Below are 14,590 nucleotides of genomic sequence, written 5' to 3'. Positions count from 1 at the left end.
CGCTATGCCAAGTTTGTTTATGGTGATGTTGGGCGGCCGACATGCAAAAGCCAATACGGAAGTCCATGATGTAGTGATGGTAATTGGTCATAGCTTATCTGAGCTTACACCGCAACTGAAACAGGCTTGGTTTGGTGAATTAAAAGGTTTACATATTGATGCTTGGGCGCAGATTTCTGGTGTGCAATCGCAAGGTGTGAATTATCAGATTCACTTCTTAGATGCTGCACCGTCAGTGACTGAGGCAAAGCTGTATCTGATTAATCTGGGTGCTTACACGCCCGATACTTTTGGTGAGTTGCATAGCTATCATCTTGTCGTTGCACCTGATGCAGTGGCGGCAAAACAGTTAGGTAAACAGTTCATCAAGCAACACTGGCATAAGCCACATACAGATCGTGTGGTGGATGTCGATGATTGCATTCCGATAGATCATATTGCAGGACGTTATATCCATTTAGTTCAAGGTGAGTTTGACCCTATGATTTGGGAAAATACTTATCTCACCTTAGCTTAATAATCGTTTTAGAAAAGAAAGAGGGAAGCATTTGCTTCCCTCTTTTTATTTATGATGTGATTAAGGTGTGACTTTGATTCGATCGGTTTTTGGTGCTGTCAGTGGAGAATGCAGAGATACATATTTTTCTAGTGCATCAATATCTTGTCCACCACCGACAGGATTTTTACCTTTTTTTAAGATGGTAAAGTTATCACCACCATCGGCAAGGAAGCTATTTACGGTCACACGGTAAACCGTACTATCATCCAGCGCTTGTCCTGCTACCAAAATATTGCTGGCACGTGGTGAAACCGAATTGTCTTTCTTATATGAATAATTGAATTCTTTAGATGGTTGTAGGATACGTACTGTAGCTGCATTGGCACCTGACCATTGTTGTTCTAAGACATCACGAATCTGTTTGCCAGTGAGGCTTAGCGTCACAATCGAATTGCCAAATGGCTGAACGGTAAATACATCACCAAAGGTGATCTGATTATTGGTATTGACCTGTAAATCGGCACGTACACCACCTGGATTCATCAGGGTGAAATCAGAACCTTGATTGCTCGCAGTTAATGCCATGGCTTGTTGCGCATCGGCAATTAAATTACCCAAAGCACTTTCACCGCTTTCAGTGGCATTACGATTAATCACGCCATCTGCCGTACCAACGACACGGGCGGAAATAGTGGTCACAGCCTGACGATATTTATCCAGAATGGCTTCAATACTTGGGGTCTTATTAAATTTTTGGTATAGATCCGTCAAGTTTACTGTGGTTGTGCCAGAAGTGTAGGCTTCACTCTGAACAGGAACTTGAGCCGCATCTTTCTTGATGACATTGCCCGTTTTACCATCCAGTTCGAGCTGGATATTGGTAATAATTGTGCCGTATTGTCCTGCAGAAGTGAGTAAAAATGGTTTTTGTGGATTTTTGGTCGAGTAATCACAAATATAAGACTGATGGGTATGACCAGAAACCACCACATCAACCGCAGGATCTAAACGGTCTAAAATGCCCAGTAGAGGACCACTTAAACCTTCACAGGTTTTTTTATTAAATTTGGTACTTGGCGCGACGCCCTCATGTACCACCACCACAATCGCTTCAATCCCTTGTTTCTTTAATTCAGGAATCAAGGCATTCACAGTATCGGCTTCATCATTAAAGTTAACATCTTTAATGCCCGCAGCTGACACAATGCTTGGTGTTGCTTTTAGGGTCATGCCAATAAAGGCAACAGGAATGCCGCCGTAGGTTTTGACTTTATACGCAGGAAATAAGGTCTTGTTGGGATCTGCTTTCATCGAGACATTGGCTGCCAGAAAATTAAATTTGGCACCCTCAAAATTTGGATTGATCTGACATGGTTTGGCGCTGGTATATTGTTGACAGCCACCATTTTGCAAACGACGTAGTTCATCGGTTCCACGGTCAAATTCATGATTACCCACAGCATTGAAATCGATTTGAATGTCATTCATTGTTTCAATGGTCGGTTCATCTAGGAACAGTGATGAGGTTAGGGGGGAAGCACTAATCAGATCACCTGCTGAAACCACAGCATTGTTTGGATATTGAGCGCGTAATTTTTTAATGGCATCAGCAAAATAACTCACGCCACCGACAGGAATACGTACCGTTTTGCTACTATCATTCGGATCATCTGCTTCGATAAAGCGTTTGGGTGGTTCAAGATTACCGTGAAAATCATTGAAGGCGAGAATGTTGATGGTCTGATTTTTTCGTTCTACCTGAGGAGATTCATGATCATCATTGTCGTTACAAGCCGTCAAGGCAAGCAGCATAAGGCAGCATACTTGAGCTTTTAATAATTGTTGCGTCATCATTGTTTTTGATCGGGTGGTATAAGATTGTTTTCAAAAATAAAACTTCTGTATGAATGTTTGATGAAATTATGAGCTAGAATCATTCGGAAGAAACTTGGATTTAGCGGTAAAAATGCAAAGGATTCATCATTTTTACAGACAAAACGATGAGTTAATTTGTCCGCTTAAGCTTTATTATTGAGGCAGATGCAAACCCGTAATCATGGAATGAAATAATGGATTTGATACAAACCAATGGTCAGCCACGTTATGGACGTTTTGATCAGATACCATCGAGAATCAATCTGGATGACTATATTTGTAAAACGCCGTATGGACAGGTCTTAACGGGCTGGCGCAAGCAACTTAAATATAAAAAATTTAAATTCTGTGGATTGCAACATGAGCACTACAGCATTGGAGTGGCGATTGTCGATCTATCTTGGGCAGGGCATGGTTTCTTTTATGTCTATGATCATCAAACTCAAAAAGTGATTGAATGGAATGCAATCCAGCCACTGGCATTGAAAACCCATCTCGATGAACAGCCGTTATTTAGTCAAAGCCATTTTAAAAAATCAGCCTATCAATTCGATATGCAACATGCTAATGGTGTGCGTTATATTCAGGTCACCAAACATGGTGAGATTCAGTTAAAAGCACGGATTTTTTGTGCAGGTACGGATGCGCTCAGTTTATGTAGCCCAACAGGAATTAATGGTTGGACTTATACGCAAAAGCAGACCACGCTTGCCGTTGAAGGCTTTTTTATTAGTCCAGCTCAGCAACAGATTGAATTTAATGCACATAGTCTTGCGGCTTTGGATGATACCTGTGGTTTTTTACGCCCTGAAACGGCTTGGTTCTGGTTGTCTTGCCAGTTCCGTGATGCGCAAGATCGCCGTATTGGTATCAATCTGGCATCAGGTGTGAATGAAAGTTTTGGTAATGAAAATGCTTTGTGGGTCAATGGACGTTTGTATCCGCTGACGGATGTTTTATTTGAGCAAAAAGATGAAAAAACTTGGTCAATTCGTTCTTTGGGTGGATGTTTAAACTTGGTGGTGGAAACAGGCTGGTGCCGTTTTGAGAATATTAACTTGCGTTTGATCGGCAGTCAGTTTAATCAATGGCAAGCCAAAGTCAGTGGAACGATTGCGCATGAACAGGTCGAATTAGTGTCATTAGATAGCCAATATGGTTTGTTAGAACAACATTACGCGAAGTGGTGATGTTTAAACAGTATCAAGTTAGCTTGATAAAATAATTTTATGCTTCAGCAGCTCTATTTATAAAGGAAATATTTATTATAGATGGTTTTAAAACATTAACTTGATAAGTTTATTATAAATTAAGTGGTTTAGTATAAATATGAAATGAGGTAAATCTGATGGATTACCAAATATTGAGAAATCTATTAGCATCTGTTATGTCGGTAGATGTAGGGTTAACCGAGGAACGTGAAGAAGTTGTTTTGATTACCTCTTTGCAGAAACCAGCGTATAGGAATAAGCTTAGAAATGAGTTAGAAGAGGCGTTATGTGACTCTAATTTATCATTAGTAAATCTTTTAGATAATGAACGATACTGTGTTTTCTCTGCTGATTCCGAAGATGAAGCTCGCAATTTTCTTTTAGAGCGAATCTGGAGTAAAATTGTTTTATTTGATTCTAAATAATTTCAATTCATAACTTAGACATTATTACCTCGTCCAATTAATGTGTAATAGAACGAGGGATATTGAATAGAAAATATATTAGTAGGATGGACGAGATATATTTATAATCCTGCTTGCCAGAATGCTTCACCCGCAGCAATTGGATCATTGGTCTTGGCTAAAGTATCGATCCAGACATCATATTGGCGAATAACAGGATGTTGATTTGGATGGAAATCCTTTTTAAACCAATCGCTATATTGTGCTCTTTTTGCAGTCAAAATACCGTTACGACCAAAGAACCACGGTAAACCTTTACGTGCCATATCAAAACGTTGTCTCAAGTTAAAACCATCGGTTTTGAGCATCACATCAGTACGATAGAGAGTAAAACCAAACATCATGACAGTTGTGAACACTAAGGCAAAGCGACGGGTTGCTTCAGGCACTTCACCAACTTCTCGCATCACATCAAATGCGACATCTCGATGTTCCATTTCTTCAATCGCATGCCAAGCAAAAAGTGCGCGAACAAAAGGATCAGCTTCGGCCAACGTCTCTTTTTTTCTATAGAAGGTATCCGCCATCAGCGCAGTTAAATGCTCGGCTGCGGCGGTCATGGCAATGTTGTATTGGGGAGAGCGATTCTTCAATTCAAAGCGAAAGATTTTCTTTAAGCGAGTGGTGAACTGCTCCACAGGCATCCCTTGATCTTTCATGATCTGGTTCATTTTGTCATGTGCAATGCCATGTTGTGCTTCCTGACGAATAAAGTCAGCCACACGTTCTTGCAAGTCTGGATCATCAATTTTGTCACGGAATAAACGGACACATTCAATAAAATAACGTTCGCCATCGGGGAAGGTCAGGCTGAGGGCATCAAACATACGGGTACGGAATGGATCGCCACCGAACCAGAAGCGGGGGGCTTGTTCTAAATGGAAGTCCAGTTTGGTTCTGACCACAGGATCAACTTGATAGGAAACATGTGCATTCATTTTGACAATTCCTTATTTTTCTTCATGTCGCCAGTATGGAAAAACTCCGATGAAATGTTTTGACAGTTACAGCCAATTTTTATACAAATAACGACAGCTCAGGATGAGATTGGCCCATGTCAGTTAAAATAATAATCGGATACTTGCGTTTGTTTAGTCGCGTGCTGCAACAGGAACAAGTTGATTTATCTAAAGTTGTTGCACCTGAACTGTGGCAAGCCTTTCAAGCCTGTTTAGACAATCCAGATGAAAAAGACTTTGATGTCGAGCGTTATGCCTTGTTATTACAGGCTGCTCAACCACATTTCACTCGTCCCATTACCTTGGTTTTGGCAGAGCATGCCAATTTGCAGGACTTAGGTTTGATGGGTTATCTGGCATCAACCAGTATTGATCTACAACAAGCCTTGCAGCTATTACAGCGTTATTATTCTCTGGTCTTTAAGCAAACTAATTTAGAACAGCTCGATGTCCAGCAGTTTCCAGACTATATTCAAATTGTGTGGAGTGCCTCTTATCGTGATTATCGGGAAATGTATGAATTGAATCTGGCCCTGATCTTCAAGATTGCCCAATCCATTGTCCAAGATGCCCTGATTCCGCCGCAGAACATCCAGTTTGGTTATGCGCCCCATACTGCACTTTATCATTTTGAAAAATTTTATGGCTGTCCGATTCAGATTCAGCAAGGGCAGTATGCGATCCGCTTTTCTAACCAGATTTTAAAAGCAAAAAGTATTGCTGCAGATCAACAGTTGAATCAGGTGTTATCTACTCAGGCACAGCAATCCTTGAACAGTGTCAGTTCTTTTGAGATTCAACAGCAGCAATTTAGACAAAAGATACATAGCCTGATTGAACAGGGTTTATTGCAGCAGGAAGAGGTATTGCAGAGTTATGTTGCCAAGCGATTGCATTGTTCAGAACGTACTTTACAACGTCAGCTTAAAGCGTATGAACTGAATTTTCAGGATGTGCTGGATCAGTATCGTTTGGAGCAAAGTAAGTTGTATTTGCAACAAGGTAAGTCTTTTTCAGAGATTGCGGAGCGGCTGAATTATGCGGATCAGAGTGCGTTTGGACGGGCGTTTAAGCGTTGGACAGGCGTTACGCCCAAGCAGTTTTTAAAATCTTTGTAGATTTAAAATGAATCTTTTCACTAGGCATAATTCTTATTTAAATGGGGGAGGCTCAACGGAGTCATGTTGTATTCTCATCTAATTATTGTATAAACCTTCGGTTCGACCTACTTTTGTTTTGGCAAAAGTAGGCAAAACCATTGTCATTCACATGAGGAGCGATTGAAGCTCCGCAAGGTTCACTTCCTCGTTCTTGCGCTTCACCAAAGCTTCAGTCGCTTTGGCTTGCTCAGGTTGTGAACGACATTTTCGAGTCTCATATTTGTAGAGGATTTTAACGTGTTTTTAAACGCGGATAATTAAAGACAATGGCAAGTACTGCGCAAATCGCAAGAATCCAGCAATAATAGATATTGCCAATCAATTCAATAGGTGAGAGTTTGGCAATTGAACAGGCGAGTAGTAACTGCGCGCCGTAGGGAATAATCCCTTGAATGACACAAGAAAAAATATCCAGTAAAGCTGCACTACGTTTAGGATCTACGCCATATTCCTTTGCCACTTCACGTGCCATATCGCCAGAAAGAATGATCGCAACGGTATTATTGGCCACAAACAAATTTGAGAATACCACCAGAAAGCTAATGCCGAATTCACCTGCACGTTGTCGGCCAAACTTAAACAGGCGAGTAATGGCATAAATGCGTTGAATTAACCACTGCAATCCGCCTTCTTTTTGCATTAAAGCAGATAGCCCGCCCAGCAACATGGAAAGTAATGCCACCTCAAACATGCTGACAAAGCCATCATAGATTGAGCTATTGAGCTTCAAAATATCAAACTCAGGCTTTTCAACCAGACCAATCACACCCGATAAAATCACACCAATCATCAGCACGGCTAAGACGTGTAAACGGGTAAAAGCGAGGAAGAATACTGCAAGATAAGGCAGAATTAGCCATAAATCATAAGGCTGTGATTGAATGGCTTCTGCATCGTGGCTCAGTGCTATATAAACACATAGTGTGATAATGGCAGCAGGAAGGGCAATCCAGACATTGACCCGAAATTTATCTCTTAACTCAACATTCTGGCTACGTGTTGCAGCAATAGTGGTGTCGGAGATCATCGATAAATTATCGCCAAACATGGCACCGCCGACCACCGCACCAATCGCATAGATCGGTGCAATATCAGTAGCTTGCGCGAAACCAAAGGCAATCGGTGCACAAGCAGCAATGGTGCCCATTGAGGTTCCCATTGCAGTCGCAATAAATGCTGCAATGATAAACAGCATAGGCAACACATATTCAGCTGAAATCAGTGAAAGTCCGAGTTGTACGGTCGCATCGACACTGCCAATCGCACTGGATACACTGGCAAAAGCCCCTGCCAGCATAAAAACCATAAACATTAAGATTAGATTCGGATGGCTGGCACCTTGCAGGAATTCGTCAATGGCTTTATTGAGTTTCTGTTTATAGAGCAGAAGGGCGAGAATCACCGCTGGAATTGCAGCCACAGGTGCTTTGACCTGATAGAAGGCAAATTCTGTTCCGATCATTGAATGATACAGACCACTCCCGAGAAAGATGATCAAAAATACCAATAGCGGCAGCAAAGCAAGGGCATTGCTTTGTACTTTTTCCGGAGAGTGGGCAGACATAAAAATAAAAAGGAAACTTAAAAATTGCGGGTAGTATAAAGGAGCTTGGCGGATTTCTAAAATGCTACGTGATAAGCCCGAAATTAGGAATCTTTGATCATTGAGAAAAAACTCAAAATATAGATAAATGTACAAGGGGAGTTGTAAGTCTCAGGATTCGCTGTCGCATTCACGTCAAACTCTGTTCAATGAACAAAAAATAGCGTTACAATGCAGTGTTTTTAAATGACCACAAACAACTCCTTAATTTATATAAATCAGGAAAGCATAATCCTATGTCACGTCTTGCCACTCGTTTTGAACAGCTTAAATCTCAGCAACGTAAAGCGCTTGTTTCTTATGTAATGGCAGGTGATCCGCATCCACAGGTAACTGTTCCATTGCTTCATCAAATGGTAGAAGCGGGCGTTGATGTCATTGAACTGGGTCTTCCTTTCTCTGACCCGATGGCAGATGGTCCCGTGATTGCTTTAGCGGCTGAACGTGCTTTGGCAGGTGGAACCAATACTTTAGATGCATTGAATATGGTGAAAGCCTTTCGTGAAAAAGATCAAACGACACCAGTGGTATTAATGGGATATTTAAATCCTGTTGAAGTCATTGGTTATGAAAAGTTTGTTGCTTATGCGAAAGACTGTGGCGTTGATGGTGTACTTTTGGTGGACTTACCGCCTGAAGAATCTCAGCAATTAGGTGAAGTTCTTAAACAAAATGGAATGGATCAGATCTTCTTGCTCGCACCGACCTCAACAGACCAGCGTATTCAACATGTGGTAAATCAAGCAAGCGGCTTCGTTTACTATGTGTCATTAAAAGGTGTGACAGGTGCGGCAACTTTAGATACTTCTGAAGCAGCAGCGCGTATTGCAAAAATTAAATCTAAAACCAATGTGCCAGTCGGTGTGGGTTTTGGAATTAGTGATGCAGCGTCTGCAAAAGCGATGGGTCAAGTTGCCGATGCCGTTATTGTAGGAAGTGCTTTCGTTAAATCTTTTGCGACATTGCCAGCCGATGAAGCTGCGCAACAGACGGTGAATAAAGTGAAGGAGCTTCGAGCTGCGCTCGATGAGTTAGTATGAGTCAAGAGTTAACATCAGGGAAGGTTCTTAACCCTTCAACACCTTGGACTGAGCGTCATGTCCCAGGTATTCAGGTTGCAGATCAACAGCAAACATTTAAAGCGACCTTTACTGAGCCTACGATTGAATGTCCTGAGTGCCATGCACTGGTGACACGTACTGCCATGTCATTTAATGCCTATGTGTGTCCTCAATGTGATGAACACTTACGTATGCGTGCACGTGATCGTCTGAACTGGTTCTTTGATCAGGTGAATGGCGAATTAGGTCAGGAATTTAATGCCAAAGATCCATTAAAGTTTGTGGACAGCAAACCTTATCCAGATCGTATGCGTGAAGCCCAAGACAAAACCGGTGAGACTGAAGCACTTGTGGTAATGCAAGGTTCGCTTAAAGGTTTAGACCTTGTTGCCTGTGCCTTTGACTTTGATTTCATGGGTGGTTCAATGGGTACGGTTGTAGGCGACCGTTTTGTACAAGCGGCTGAACGTGCAATTGCATTGCATCAACCGATGATCTGTTTTGCTGCTTCTGGCGGTGCACGTATGCAGGAAGGTATGTTGTCCTTGATGCAAATGGCGCGTACTGCGGCTGCCATCCAGAAAATGAAAGAAGCACGTGTGCCTTATGTGGTGGTATTGACCCATCCTGTCTATGGTGGTGTGACTGCTTCATTGGCAATGCTGGGTGATGTACATATCGCTGAACCGAAGGCGATGATTGGCTTTGCGGGTAAACGTGTGATTGAGCAAACAGTACGTGAGAAACTGGAAGAACCGTTCCAACGTGCAGAATATTTGCTTGATCATGGTGTGGTCGATCAAATTGTTCATCGTCACGCATTACGTGATACTGTATACAGACTTGTTGCAAAACTGATGAACTTACCTTGAAACCGCACGCTCCACATTCAACGGATACATTAACAACATGGCTCGATTATTGGGGCCATGTTCATGTTACAGGCATTGATTTAGGTTTAGAGCGCGTTATTCCTGTGGCTGAAAAGCTGGGGGTAATGCAACCTGAGGCAAAAGTATTTACAGTCGCAGGAACTAATGGCAAAGGCTCGACCACGACAACTTTAGCTGCAATTTTAAATGCACAAGGTTATAAGGTTGGACTTTACCAGTCACCGCATATTTACCGTTTTAATGAGCGAGTGAAGCTGGCGGGTGTCGAGGCTGATGATCAGACTCTGGTAGATGCTTTTGTACAGGTCGATCAGGCTCGCCGTGAATGTGGATTAAGTCTTTCTTTTTTTGAAGCAACCACTTTGGCTGCTTTTTTGATTTTTAAACAGCAGCAATGTGATGTCTGGGTGCTTGAAGTCGGTCTTGGTGGCCGTCTAGATGTGGTCAATGTGATTGATCCAGACGTTGCTGTCATTACCAATATTGGTTTAGATCATGTCGATTGGCTCGGCGATACGGTCGAAAAAATCGCATTTGAAAAAGCGGGAATCATTCGTCCGAATATTCCAGTGGTTTTTGCAGGGCAACAGCAACTCCCGCAAGCCATTCAGGATAAAGTGGCTGAAACCCAAGCGCAGTTATATACACTCAATCAAGATTATTTCTATCAGTTAGATGAAGATGGTCAAACATGGTCATTTGCATCTTCTGGTAGCACTTTAAAGCTTCCAGTTGGACAGCTTGCCTTAGATAATATTTCAACTGCGGTTGCCACTGTACTGGTGAGTGGGATTGAAGTATCACAACATGCCATTGCAACGGGTATTCAGCAGGCACGTCTACAAGGCCGTTTTGAAATCAGACAAATTCAGGATAAAACGGTTATTTTTGATGCTGGGCACAATGCGCATGGCGTCGAATTTTTATTGAAGCAGTTGCGAAAATTCTTAAAATACAATAAACAGTACACAGAAGTTGTTGCAGTATTTTCAATGTTGGCAGATAAAGACATTCCATCTGTCACTGATTTACTAAAAACAACAGTAAAAGATTGGTTTATTGCTAATTTAGATGTGCCTAGAGCCGCACCAATGCAACAGATTCAAGACGCATTGCAAGGGCAACAGGTCCATGAGTTCGGCAGTATCCAGCAAGCGTTTGAAACTGTGCTGAAACAAGGTAATAACAATCAGCTGATTTTAGTCTGTGGTTCGTTTCATACTTTAGAAGCGGTCTGGGAGTATTTAGAAGAATGTCGATGAATAACAAACAACGTTGGATGGGTGGCGTTGTTCTATTAGGAGGTGGTGTTTTATTGGCCGCATTACTTCTTAAAGGTAATGAAGAAATAGAGCAAGATCATACGCAAGCTAACGTTACTCATCCTATTCCCAAAACAGAGTCTAAGCCAAAAACTGCTCAGCCTGCCCAAGAGAGTGAAATGGTTTCATTACAACCTTTAGCGGTTGATGTTGAAACAGAAAAACGTTTGCTTGAAGAACAACGTCGCTCTCGTGAAAAAGCGGTTGCTGAACAAGAGGCGCGTGCTGCTGAATTTTTAAAAATGCAGCAGCAAGCAGAAGCAGCGGCGGCTCGTAAAGCGGCTGAAGAATACGCGGCAATCAATGCACGCCGTACTGCTGCACAAGAAAGTTCAGACAATATTCCACCTGAGCTGGTTGAAGATGAAAAAGCAAAAGCAAAACGAATTGCTGAAGACAAACGCAAAGCGGATGAAAAGAAGCGAGCGGAACAGTTAAAAGCAGACCAGCAAAAGACGACTGATGCTGACAAAAAGCTAGCGGAAGATAAACGTAAAGCAGAAGCGGCAAAGAAAGCGGAAGCTGATCGTAAAGCTGCGGAAGACAAACGTAAGGCAGAGGCAGACAAAAAAGCTGCGGAAGACAAGCGTAAAGCAGAAGCGGATAAAAAAGCTGCCGAAGATAAACGTAAAGCTGAAGCAGACAAGAAAGCTGCGGAAGACAAACGTAAGGCCGAGGCAGATAAGAAAGCCGCTGAAGATAAACGTAAGGCAGATGCAGACAAGAAAGCTGCTGAAGATAAGCGTAAGGCTGAAGCAGATAAGAAAGCAGAAGCTGAAAAAGCCCGCGATCTTATGGAAAATGGCGATAAGAAATGGATGGTACAAGTGGCACTGGCTGCAAATCAGGCCAATGCAGATGCTGTCGTTTCAAAATTACGCGCTAAAGGCTATAAGGTGACAACTAGCCCGACATCTAAAGGGATTCGTATCATGGTTGGCCCAGCCAAAGATCGTGATACGGCAGATACTACCCGTAAGAAAATTACGTCTGATGATAGTCTGAATATGAAATCAGCTTGGGTGATTGATTGGGTTCCACTCGATCAACGTTAAATGAAACCCTTCTGATTTGATGTTATGAAGATGGATTCGACAGTTGTTGTTGAATCCATTTTACATTTTCAGGGGTAAATAAGTGGTCGATATTTTTCCAGATCACATGAAAGCCATAGCCGCCTTGTTTCATTTCTTTTACTGCATCTTCAATCGACCAGTGTTCAAAAATAATGCGGTACATGGCAATGGTCGCACCTGTACGGTCTGAACCATGATAGCAATGGATCAATACTTTTTGATTGTGCTGTTTCGCGGTTTGAATGGCACGCATCGCTTGTAATAAGTCTTCACGATTGATTGCCCAGGTATAAATCGGGATGTGTACCAGATTAAAGGGTTGATCTTTGAGAACTTTTGCATCTTCATTTCGAGCGCGAAGATTGATGACAGTATCAATGTTGTACTGTTTTAAGCTTGGAATTAATTCATTACTCGGCTGATCGCTACGAAACACATCATTGCTGATTTGATAAAAGTTATGTGTATTGGAAATCAATGTTCCCCAGTTTTTAGGGCGTTGTTCATCATCTAGACTTGGATGTTTCATGCAACCACCCATGCTGAGGGTGGAAATAAGTGTCAGGGCAATGAGTGTTTTTTTCATAAGATGGATTGATAGCGACTGAATTCAACGGGATCGTGCGCACAAATTAACTCAATCTGGGGTTCATGTTGAGCCAGATATTGTAAGCGTTTTAGGTTATGCACACGCTGCTGGTTATCTTCAGCCAATAAGTGTTCGGTGAGGTCGAGTGCTCTGAGTTTATTTTTAGGATTGAGCTCTAGGTGGGAAAAGTAAGCATCGCCACAAAAGAGAATCCAGCAATCCTGTTTTTTAATTGCAATGCCTGAGTGCCCAAGCGTATGTCCGAGCAACGGCACCATGAGAATTTCATCCTGAAAGAACGGAAGGCCTTTCACACGCTGGAGATTGAACCAGTCTTCACCATCGTTATGTTCTGCAAAGCTCCAATGTCGATGCTGTTTAAACTGCTCGGTTTTATAACGTAGTTTCCCTTTGGCAGATAATGTCTGGGTCGCATTAAATTCTGAGGCCAGCACATGTACGGTTGCATGGGGAAAATCAGAGATACCACCCGCATGGTCGAAATCCAGATGCGTCACAAAAATATGTTTTACATCATTGGGACTAAAGCCGAGTTGCTGAATCTGTTGAATGGCACTGAGTTTCAGGTTCGGCACGATAGAACCAAATTGAGTCAGCAGGTTGCCCAGACGCTGTTCAGTATGTAAATAGTCTTGTAAGCCCAAGCCTGTATCAATCAGAACCAGTCCACGATCAGTTTCAATCAACAGGCAATGACAAACCAGATGAGCTTTCCAGCCTTTTTGTCCGAATAAGGGTGCGCAGACAGGGCAGAAGCTGCCACAATGCAGATGATGAATGTTATAGATCATGATGATTTTTATTGTGTTTCGGATCGAATTATTCTTATAACGTATTGATTAAAAAATACCAAAATAAATTTGAGTCTGGCATTAAAAAGCCTATCAGTGAGATAGGCTTGATATGTCGTCTTGCACTGCGATTGAAGCTTTCGCTTTAATCTCTTAACTCACAGCATAGCTGTTCACCTTGCGTTTCGGAACGAGCGTTGCTCGTTTGATCCTCACTCAGGCTGGGGCGTGAGTCTTAAATACGGTTTAACTGCCTTATAGCCTTTCGGGAAGCGTTGTTTGATTTCTTCTTCATCTTTCAATGACGGCACAATCACCACATCTTCACCCTGTTGCCAGTTTGCTGGTGTTGCAACTTTGTGATTATCGGTGAGTTGCAGTGAATCGACTACGCGTAACACTTCATTGAAATTACGCCCTGTTGACGCTGGATAGGTAATGATCAAACGCACTTTTTTATTCGGATCAATAATGACCAATGAACGAACAGTTAAGGTTTCACTGGCATTGGGATGAATAAATCCATAAAGTTCAGATACTTTACGATCTTTATCTGCAATGATTGGAAAATTAACCGTGGTATTCTGGGTTTCATTAATGTCTTGAATCCAGCCTTTGTGCGATTTCACATCATCAACAGAAAGGGCGATGGCTTTTACACCACGCTTGTCAAATTCATCTTTCAGCTTGGCTGTGTAACCCAGCTCAGTGGTACAGACTGGCGTATAATCCGCCGGATGGGAAAATAGAATACCCCAGCTATCGCCTAAAAAGTCATAAAAATCAATAGTACCTTCGCTTGATTCTTGCTGGAAGTTTGGGGCAGTGTCGCCTAAACGTAATGTCATGATCAGTCCTCTATACTTTTTCTATGTCGTTTCTCCATTCAATATGCAGCATTCACTTTATAAATAAAATTATTGTTTTTGTATTTTGTTATGAACTTTTGAGATATTGCTTATGGATCTTGTTAAAAAATGAGCAGAAATTCACATTGAAGTCGATGTAAGTTAAATGCAAATTTGCTACATTAACGCTCTTTAGTTGTGTGATGTCAGAATCGCCT

General features: G+C 42.0%; 14 protein-coding genes. 8 read left to right on the top strand and 6 right to left on the bottom strand.

Going from position 1 to position 14,590, the window contains the following annotated elements:
- Positions 1 to 4: 4 nt before the first annotated feature.
- Positions 5 to 517: a DUF1543 domain-containing protein gene (locus AWW72_RS00740; protein WP_062846123.1), complete on the top strand. Its 513-nt coding sequence runs from the start codon at positions 5 to 7 to the stop codon at positions 515 to 517.
- 60 nt (positions 518 to 577) lie between these two features.
- On the opposite strand, the gene AWW72_RS00735 is transcribed toward AWW72_RS00740, so the two are convergent.
- Positions 578 to 2,353, bottom strand: a complete 1,776-nt coding sequence (locus AWW72_RS00735; RefSeq protein ID WP_062846122.1) for a bifunctional metallophosphatase/5'-nucleotidase — start codon at positions 2,351 to 2,353, stop codon at positions 578 to 580.
- Between the two features lie 215 nt (positions 2,354 to 2,568).
- Between AWW72_RS00735 and AWW72_RS00730 the strand changes: the two genes are divergently transcribed.
- Positions 2,569 to 3,564, top strand: a complete 996-nt coding sequence (locus AWW72_RS00730) for a DUF2804 domain-containing protein (RefSeq protein WP_062846121.1) — start codon at positions 2,569 to 2,571, stop codon at positions 3,562 to 3,564.
- Between the two features lie 158 nt (positions 3,565 to 3,722).
- Positions 3,723 to 4,010, top strand: coding sequence for a hypothetical protein (locus AWW72_RS00725; protein ID WP_032881470.1), 288 nt, complete (start codon positions 3,723 to 3,725; stop codon positions 4,008 to 4,010).
- A gap of 101 nt (positions 4,011 to 4,111) precedes the next feature.
- Here the strand turns inward: AWW72_RS00725 and AWW72_RS00720 are convergent, their stop codons facing one another.
- A complete protein-coding gene (locus tag AWW72_RS00720; RefSeq protein WP_062846120.1) occupies positions 4,112 to 4,987 on the bottom strand; it encodes a metal-dependent hydrolase in 876 nt (291 codons plus the stop codon).
- A gap of 116 nt (positions 4,988 to 5,103) precedes the next feature.
- Between AWW72_RS00720 and AWW72_RS00715 the strand changes: the two genes are divergently transcribed.
- On the top strand, positions 5,104 to 6,126 hold the full coding sequence (locus AWW72_RS00715) for an AraC family transcriptional regulator (RefSeq protein WP_062846119.1): 1,023 nt from the start codon (positions 5,104 to 5,106) through the stop codon (positions 6,124 to 6,126).
- Positions 6,127 to 6,400: 274 nt separating this feature from the next.
- Here the strand turns inward: AWW72_RS00715 and AWW72_RS00710 are convergent, their stop codons facing one another.
- Complete coding sequence (locus AWW72_RS00710) at positions 6,401 to 7,732, bottom strand: Na+/H+ antiporter NhaC family protein (protein WP_062846190.1); 1,332 nt, start codon at positions 7,730 to 7,732, stop codon at positions 6,401 to 6,403.
- 275 nt (positions 7,733 to 8,007) lie between these two features.
- Between AWW72_RS00710 and trpA the strand changes: the two genes are divergently transcribed.
- Genes trpA through AWW72_RS00690 form a run of 4 tightly spaced genes read left to right on the top strand, consistent with a single transcriptional unit; the run spans position 8,008 to position 12,102 of the window.
- On the top strand, positions 8,008 to 8,811 hold the full coding sequence (gene trpA, locus AWW72_RS00705; protein ID WP_005259451.1) for a tryptophan synthase subunit alpha: 804 nt from the start codon (positions 8,008 to 8,010) through the stop codon (positions 8,809 to 8,811).
- A complete protein-coding gene (gene accD / locus AWW72_RS00700) occupies positions 8,808 to 9,704 on the top strand; it encodes an acetyl-CoA carboxylase, carboxyltransferase subunit beta (RefSeq protein ID WP_004775442.1) in 897 nt (298 codons plus the stop codon). Before trpA ends, accD begins: the two co-directional genes overlap by 4 nt.
- The gene (gene folC / locus AWW72_RS00695; protein WP_062846118.1) at positions 9,701 to 10,987 is read left to right on the top strand and encodes a bifunctional tetrahydrofolate synthase/dihydrofolate synthase; all 1,287 of its coding nucleotides are present in this window, start codon (positions 9,701 to 9,703) and stop codon (positions 10,985 to 10,987) included. Before accD ends, folC begins: the two co-directional genes overlap by 4 nt.
- Positions 10,978 to 12,102 carry an SPOR domain-containing protein gene (locus tag AWW72_RS00690; RefSeq protein ID WP_062846117.1) on the top strand — a complete coding sequence of 375 codons (1,125 nt, stop codon included), beginning with the start codon at positions 10,978 to 10,980 and terminating at the stop codon, positions 12,100 to 12,102. The genes folC and AWW72_RS00690 overlap by 10 nt, the downstream gene beginning before the upstream one ends.
- Positions 12,103 to 12,124: 22 nt before the next feature.
- On the opposite strand, the gene AWW72_RS00685 is transcribed toward AWW72_RS00690, so the two are convergent.
- The 3 genes from AWW72_RS00685 to AWW72_RS00675 form a co-directional block, all read right to left on the bottom strand.
- Positions 12,125 to 12,709, bottom strand: a complete 585-nt coding sequence (locus AWW72_RS00685; protein WP_062846116.1) for a dual specificity protein phosphatase family protein — start codon at positions 12,707 to 12,709, stop codon at positions 12,125 to 12,127.
- Complete coding sequence (locus AWW72_RS00680) at positions 12,706 to 13,524, bottom strand: MBL fold metallo-hydrolase (protein WP_062846115.1); 819 nt, start codon at positions 13,522 to 13,524, stop codon at positions 12,706 to 12,708. Before AWW72_RS00680 ends, AWW72_RS00685 begins: the two co-directional genes overlap by 4 nt.
- A 212-nt stretch (positions 13,525 to 13,736) precedes the next feature.
- Entirely contained in the window at positions 13,737 to 14,372 is a 636-nt protein-coding gene (locus AWW72_RS00675) for a peroxiredoxin (RefSeq protein ID WP_005259436.1), read from the bottom strand.
- Between the last annotated feature and the right edge of the window lie 218 nt (positions 14,373 to 14,590).

It is taken from the genome of Acinetobacter sp. NRRL B-65365 (genome assembly GCF_001605865.1).
Lineage (GTDB): Bacteria > Pseudomonadota > Gammaproteobacteria > Pseudomonadales > Moraxellaceae > Acinetobacter > Acinetobacter vivianii.
Note: the sequence above shows the minus strand (reverse complement) of the source record. Positions and strands in the feature narration are given on the sequence as shown.

Bases quoted from the DNA above. Each gene is read 5' to 3' on its own strand.
- AWW72_RS00740 (WP_062846123.1), top strand. From the start codon at position 5: ATGCCAAGTTTGTTTATGGTGATGTTGGGCGGCCGACATGCAAAAGCC.
- AWW72_RS00735 (WP_062846122.1), bottom strand. From the start codon at position 2,353: ATGATGACGCAACAATTATTAAAAGCTCAAGTATGCTGCCTTATGCTG.
- AWW72_RS00730 (WP_062846121.1), top strand. From the start codon at position 2,569: ATGGATTTGATACAAACCAATGGTCAGCCACGTTATGGACGTTTTGAT.
- AWW72_RS00725 (WP_032881470.1), top strand. From the start codon at position 3,723: ATGGATTACCAAATATTGAGAAATCTATTAGCATCTGTTATGTCGGTA.
- AWW72_RS00720 (WP_062846120.1), bottom strand. From the start codon at position 4,987: ATGAATGCACATGTTTCCTATCAAGTTGATCCTGTGGTCAGAACCAAA.
- AWW72_RS00715 (WP_062846119.1), top strand. From the start codon at position 5,104: ATGTCAGTTAAAATAATAATCGGATACTTGCGTTTGTTTAGTCGCGTG.
- AWW72_RS00710 (WP_062846190.1), bottom strand. From the start codon at position 7,732: ATGTCTGCCCACTCTCCGGAAAAAGTACAAAGCAATGCCCTTGCTTTG.
- trpA (WP_005259451.1), top strand. From the start codon at position 8,008: ATGTCACGTCTTGCCACTCGTTTTGAACAGCTTAAATCTCAGCAACGT.
- accD (WP_004775442.1), top strand. From the start codon at position 8,808: ATGAGTCAAGAGTTAACATCAGGGAAGGTTCTTAACCCTTCAACACCT.
- AWW72_RS00690 (WP_062846117.1), top strand. From the start codon at position 10,978: ATGTCGATGAATAACAAACAACGTTGGATGGGTGGCGTTGTTCTATTA.
- AWW72_RS00685 (WP_062846116.1), bottom strand. From the start codon at position 12,709: ATGAAAAAAACACTCATTGCCCTGACACTTATTTCCACCCTCAGCATG.
- AWW72_RS00680 (WP_062846115.1), bottom strand. From the start codon at position 13,524: ATGATCTATAACATTCATCATCTGCATTGTGGCAGCTTCTGCCCTGTC.
- AWW72_RS00675 (WP_005259436.1), bottom strand. From the start codon at position 14,372: ATGACATTACGTTTAGGCGACACTGCCCCAAACTTCCAGCAAGAATCA.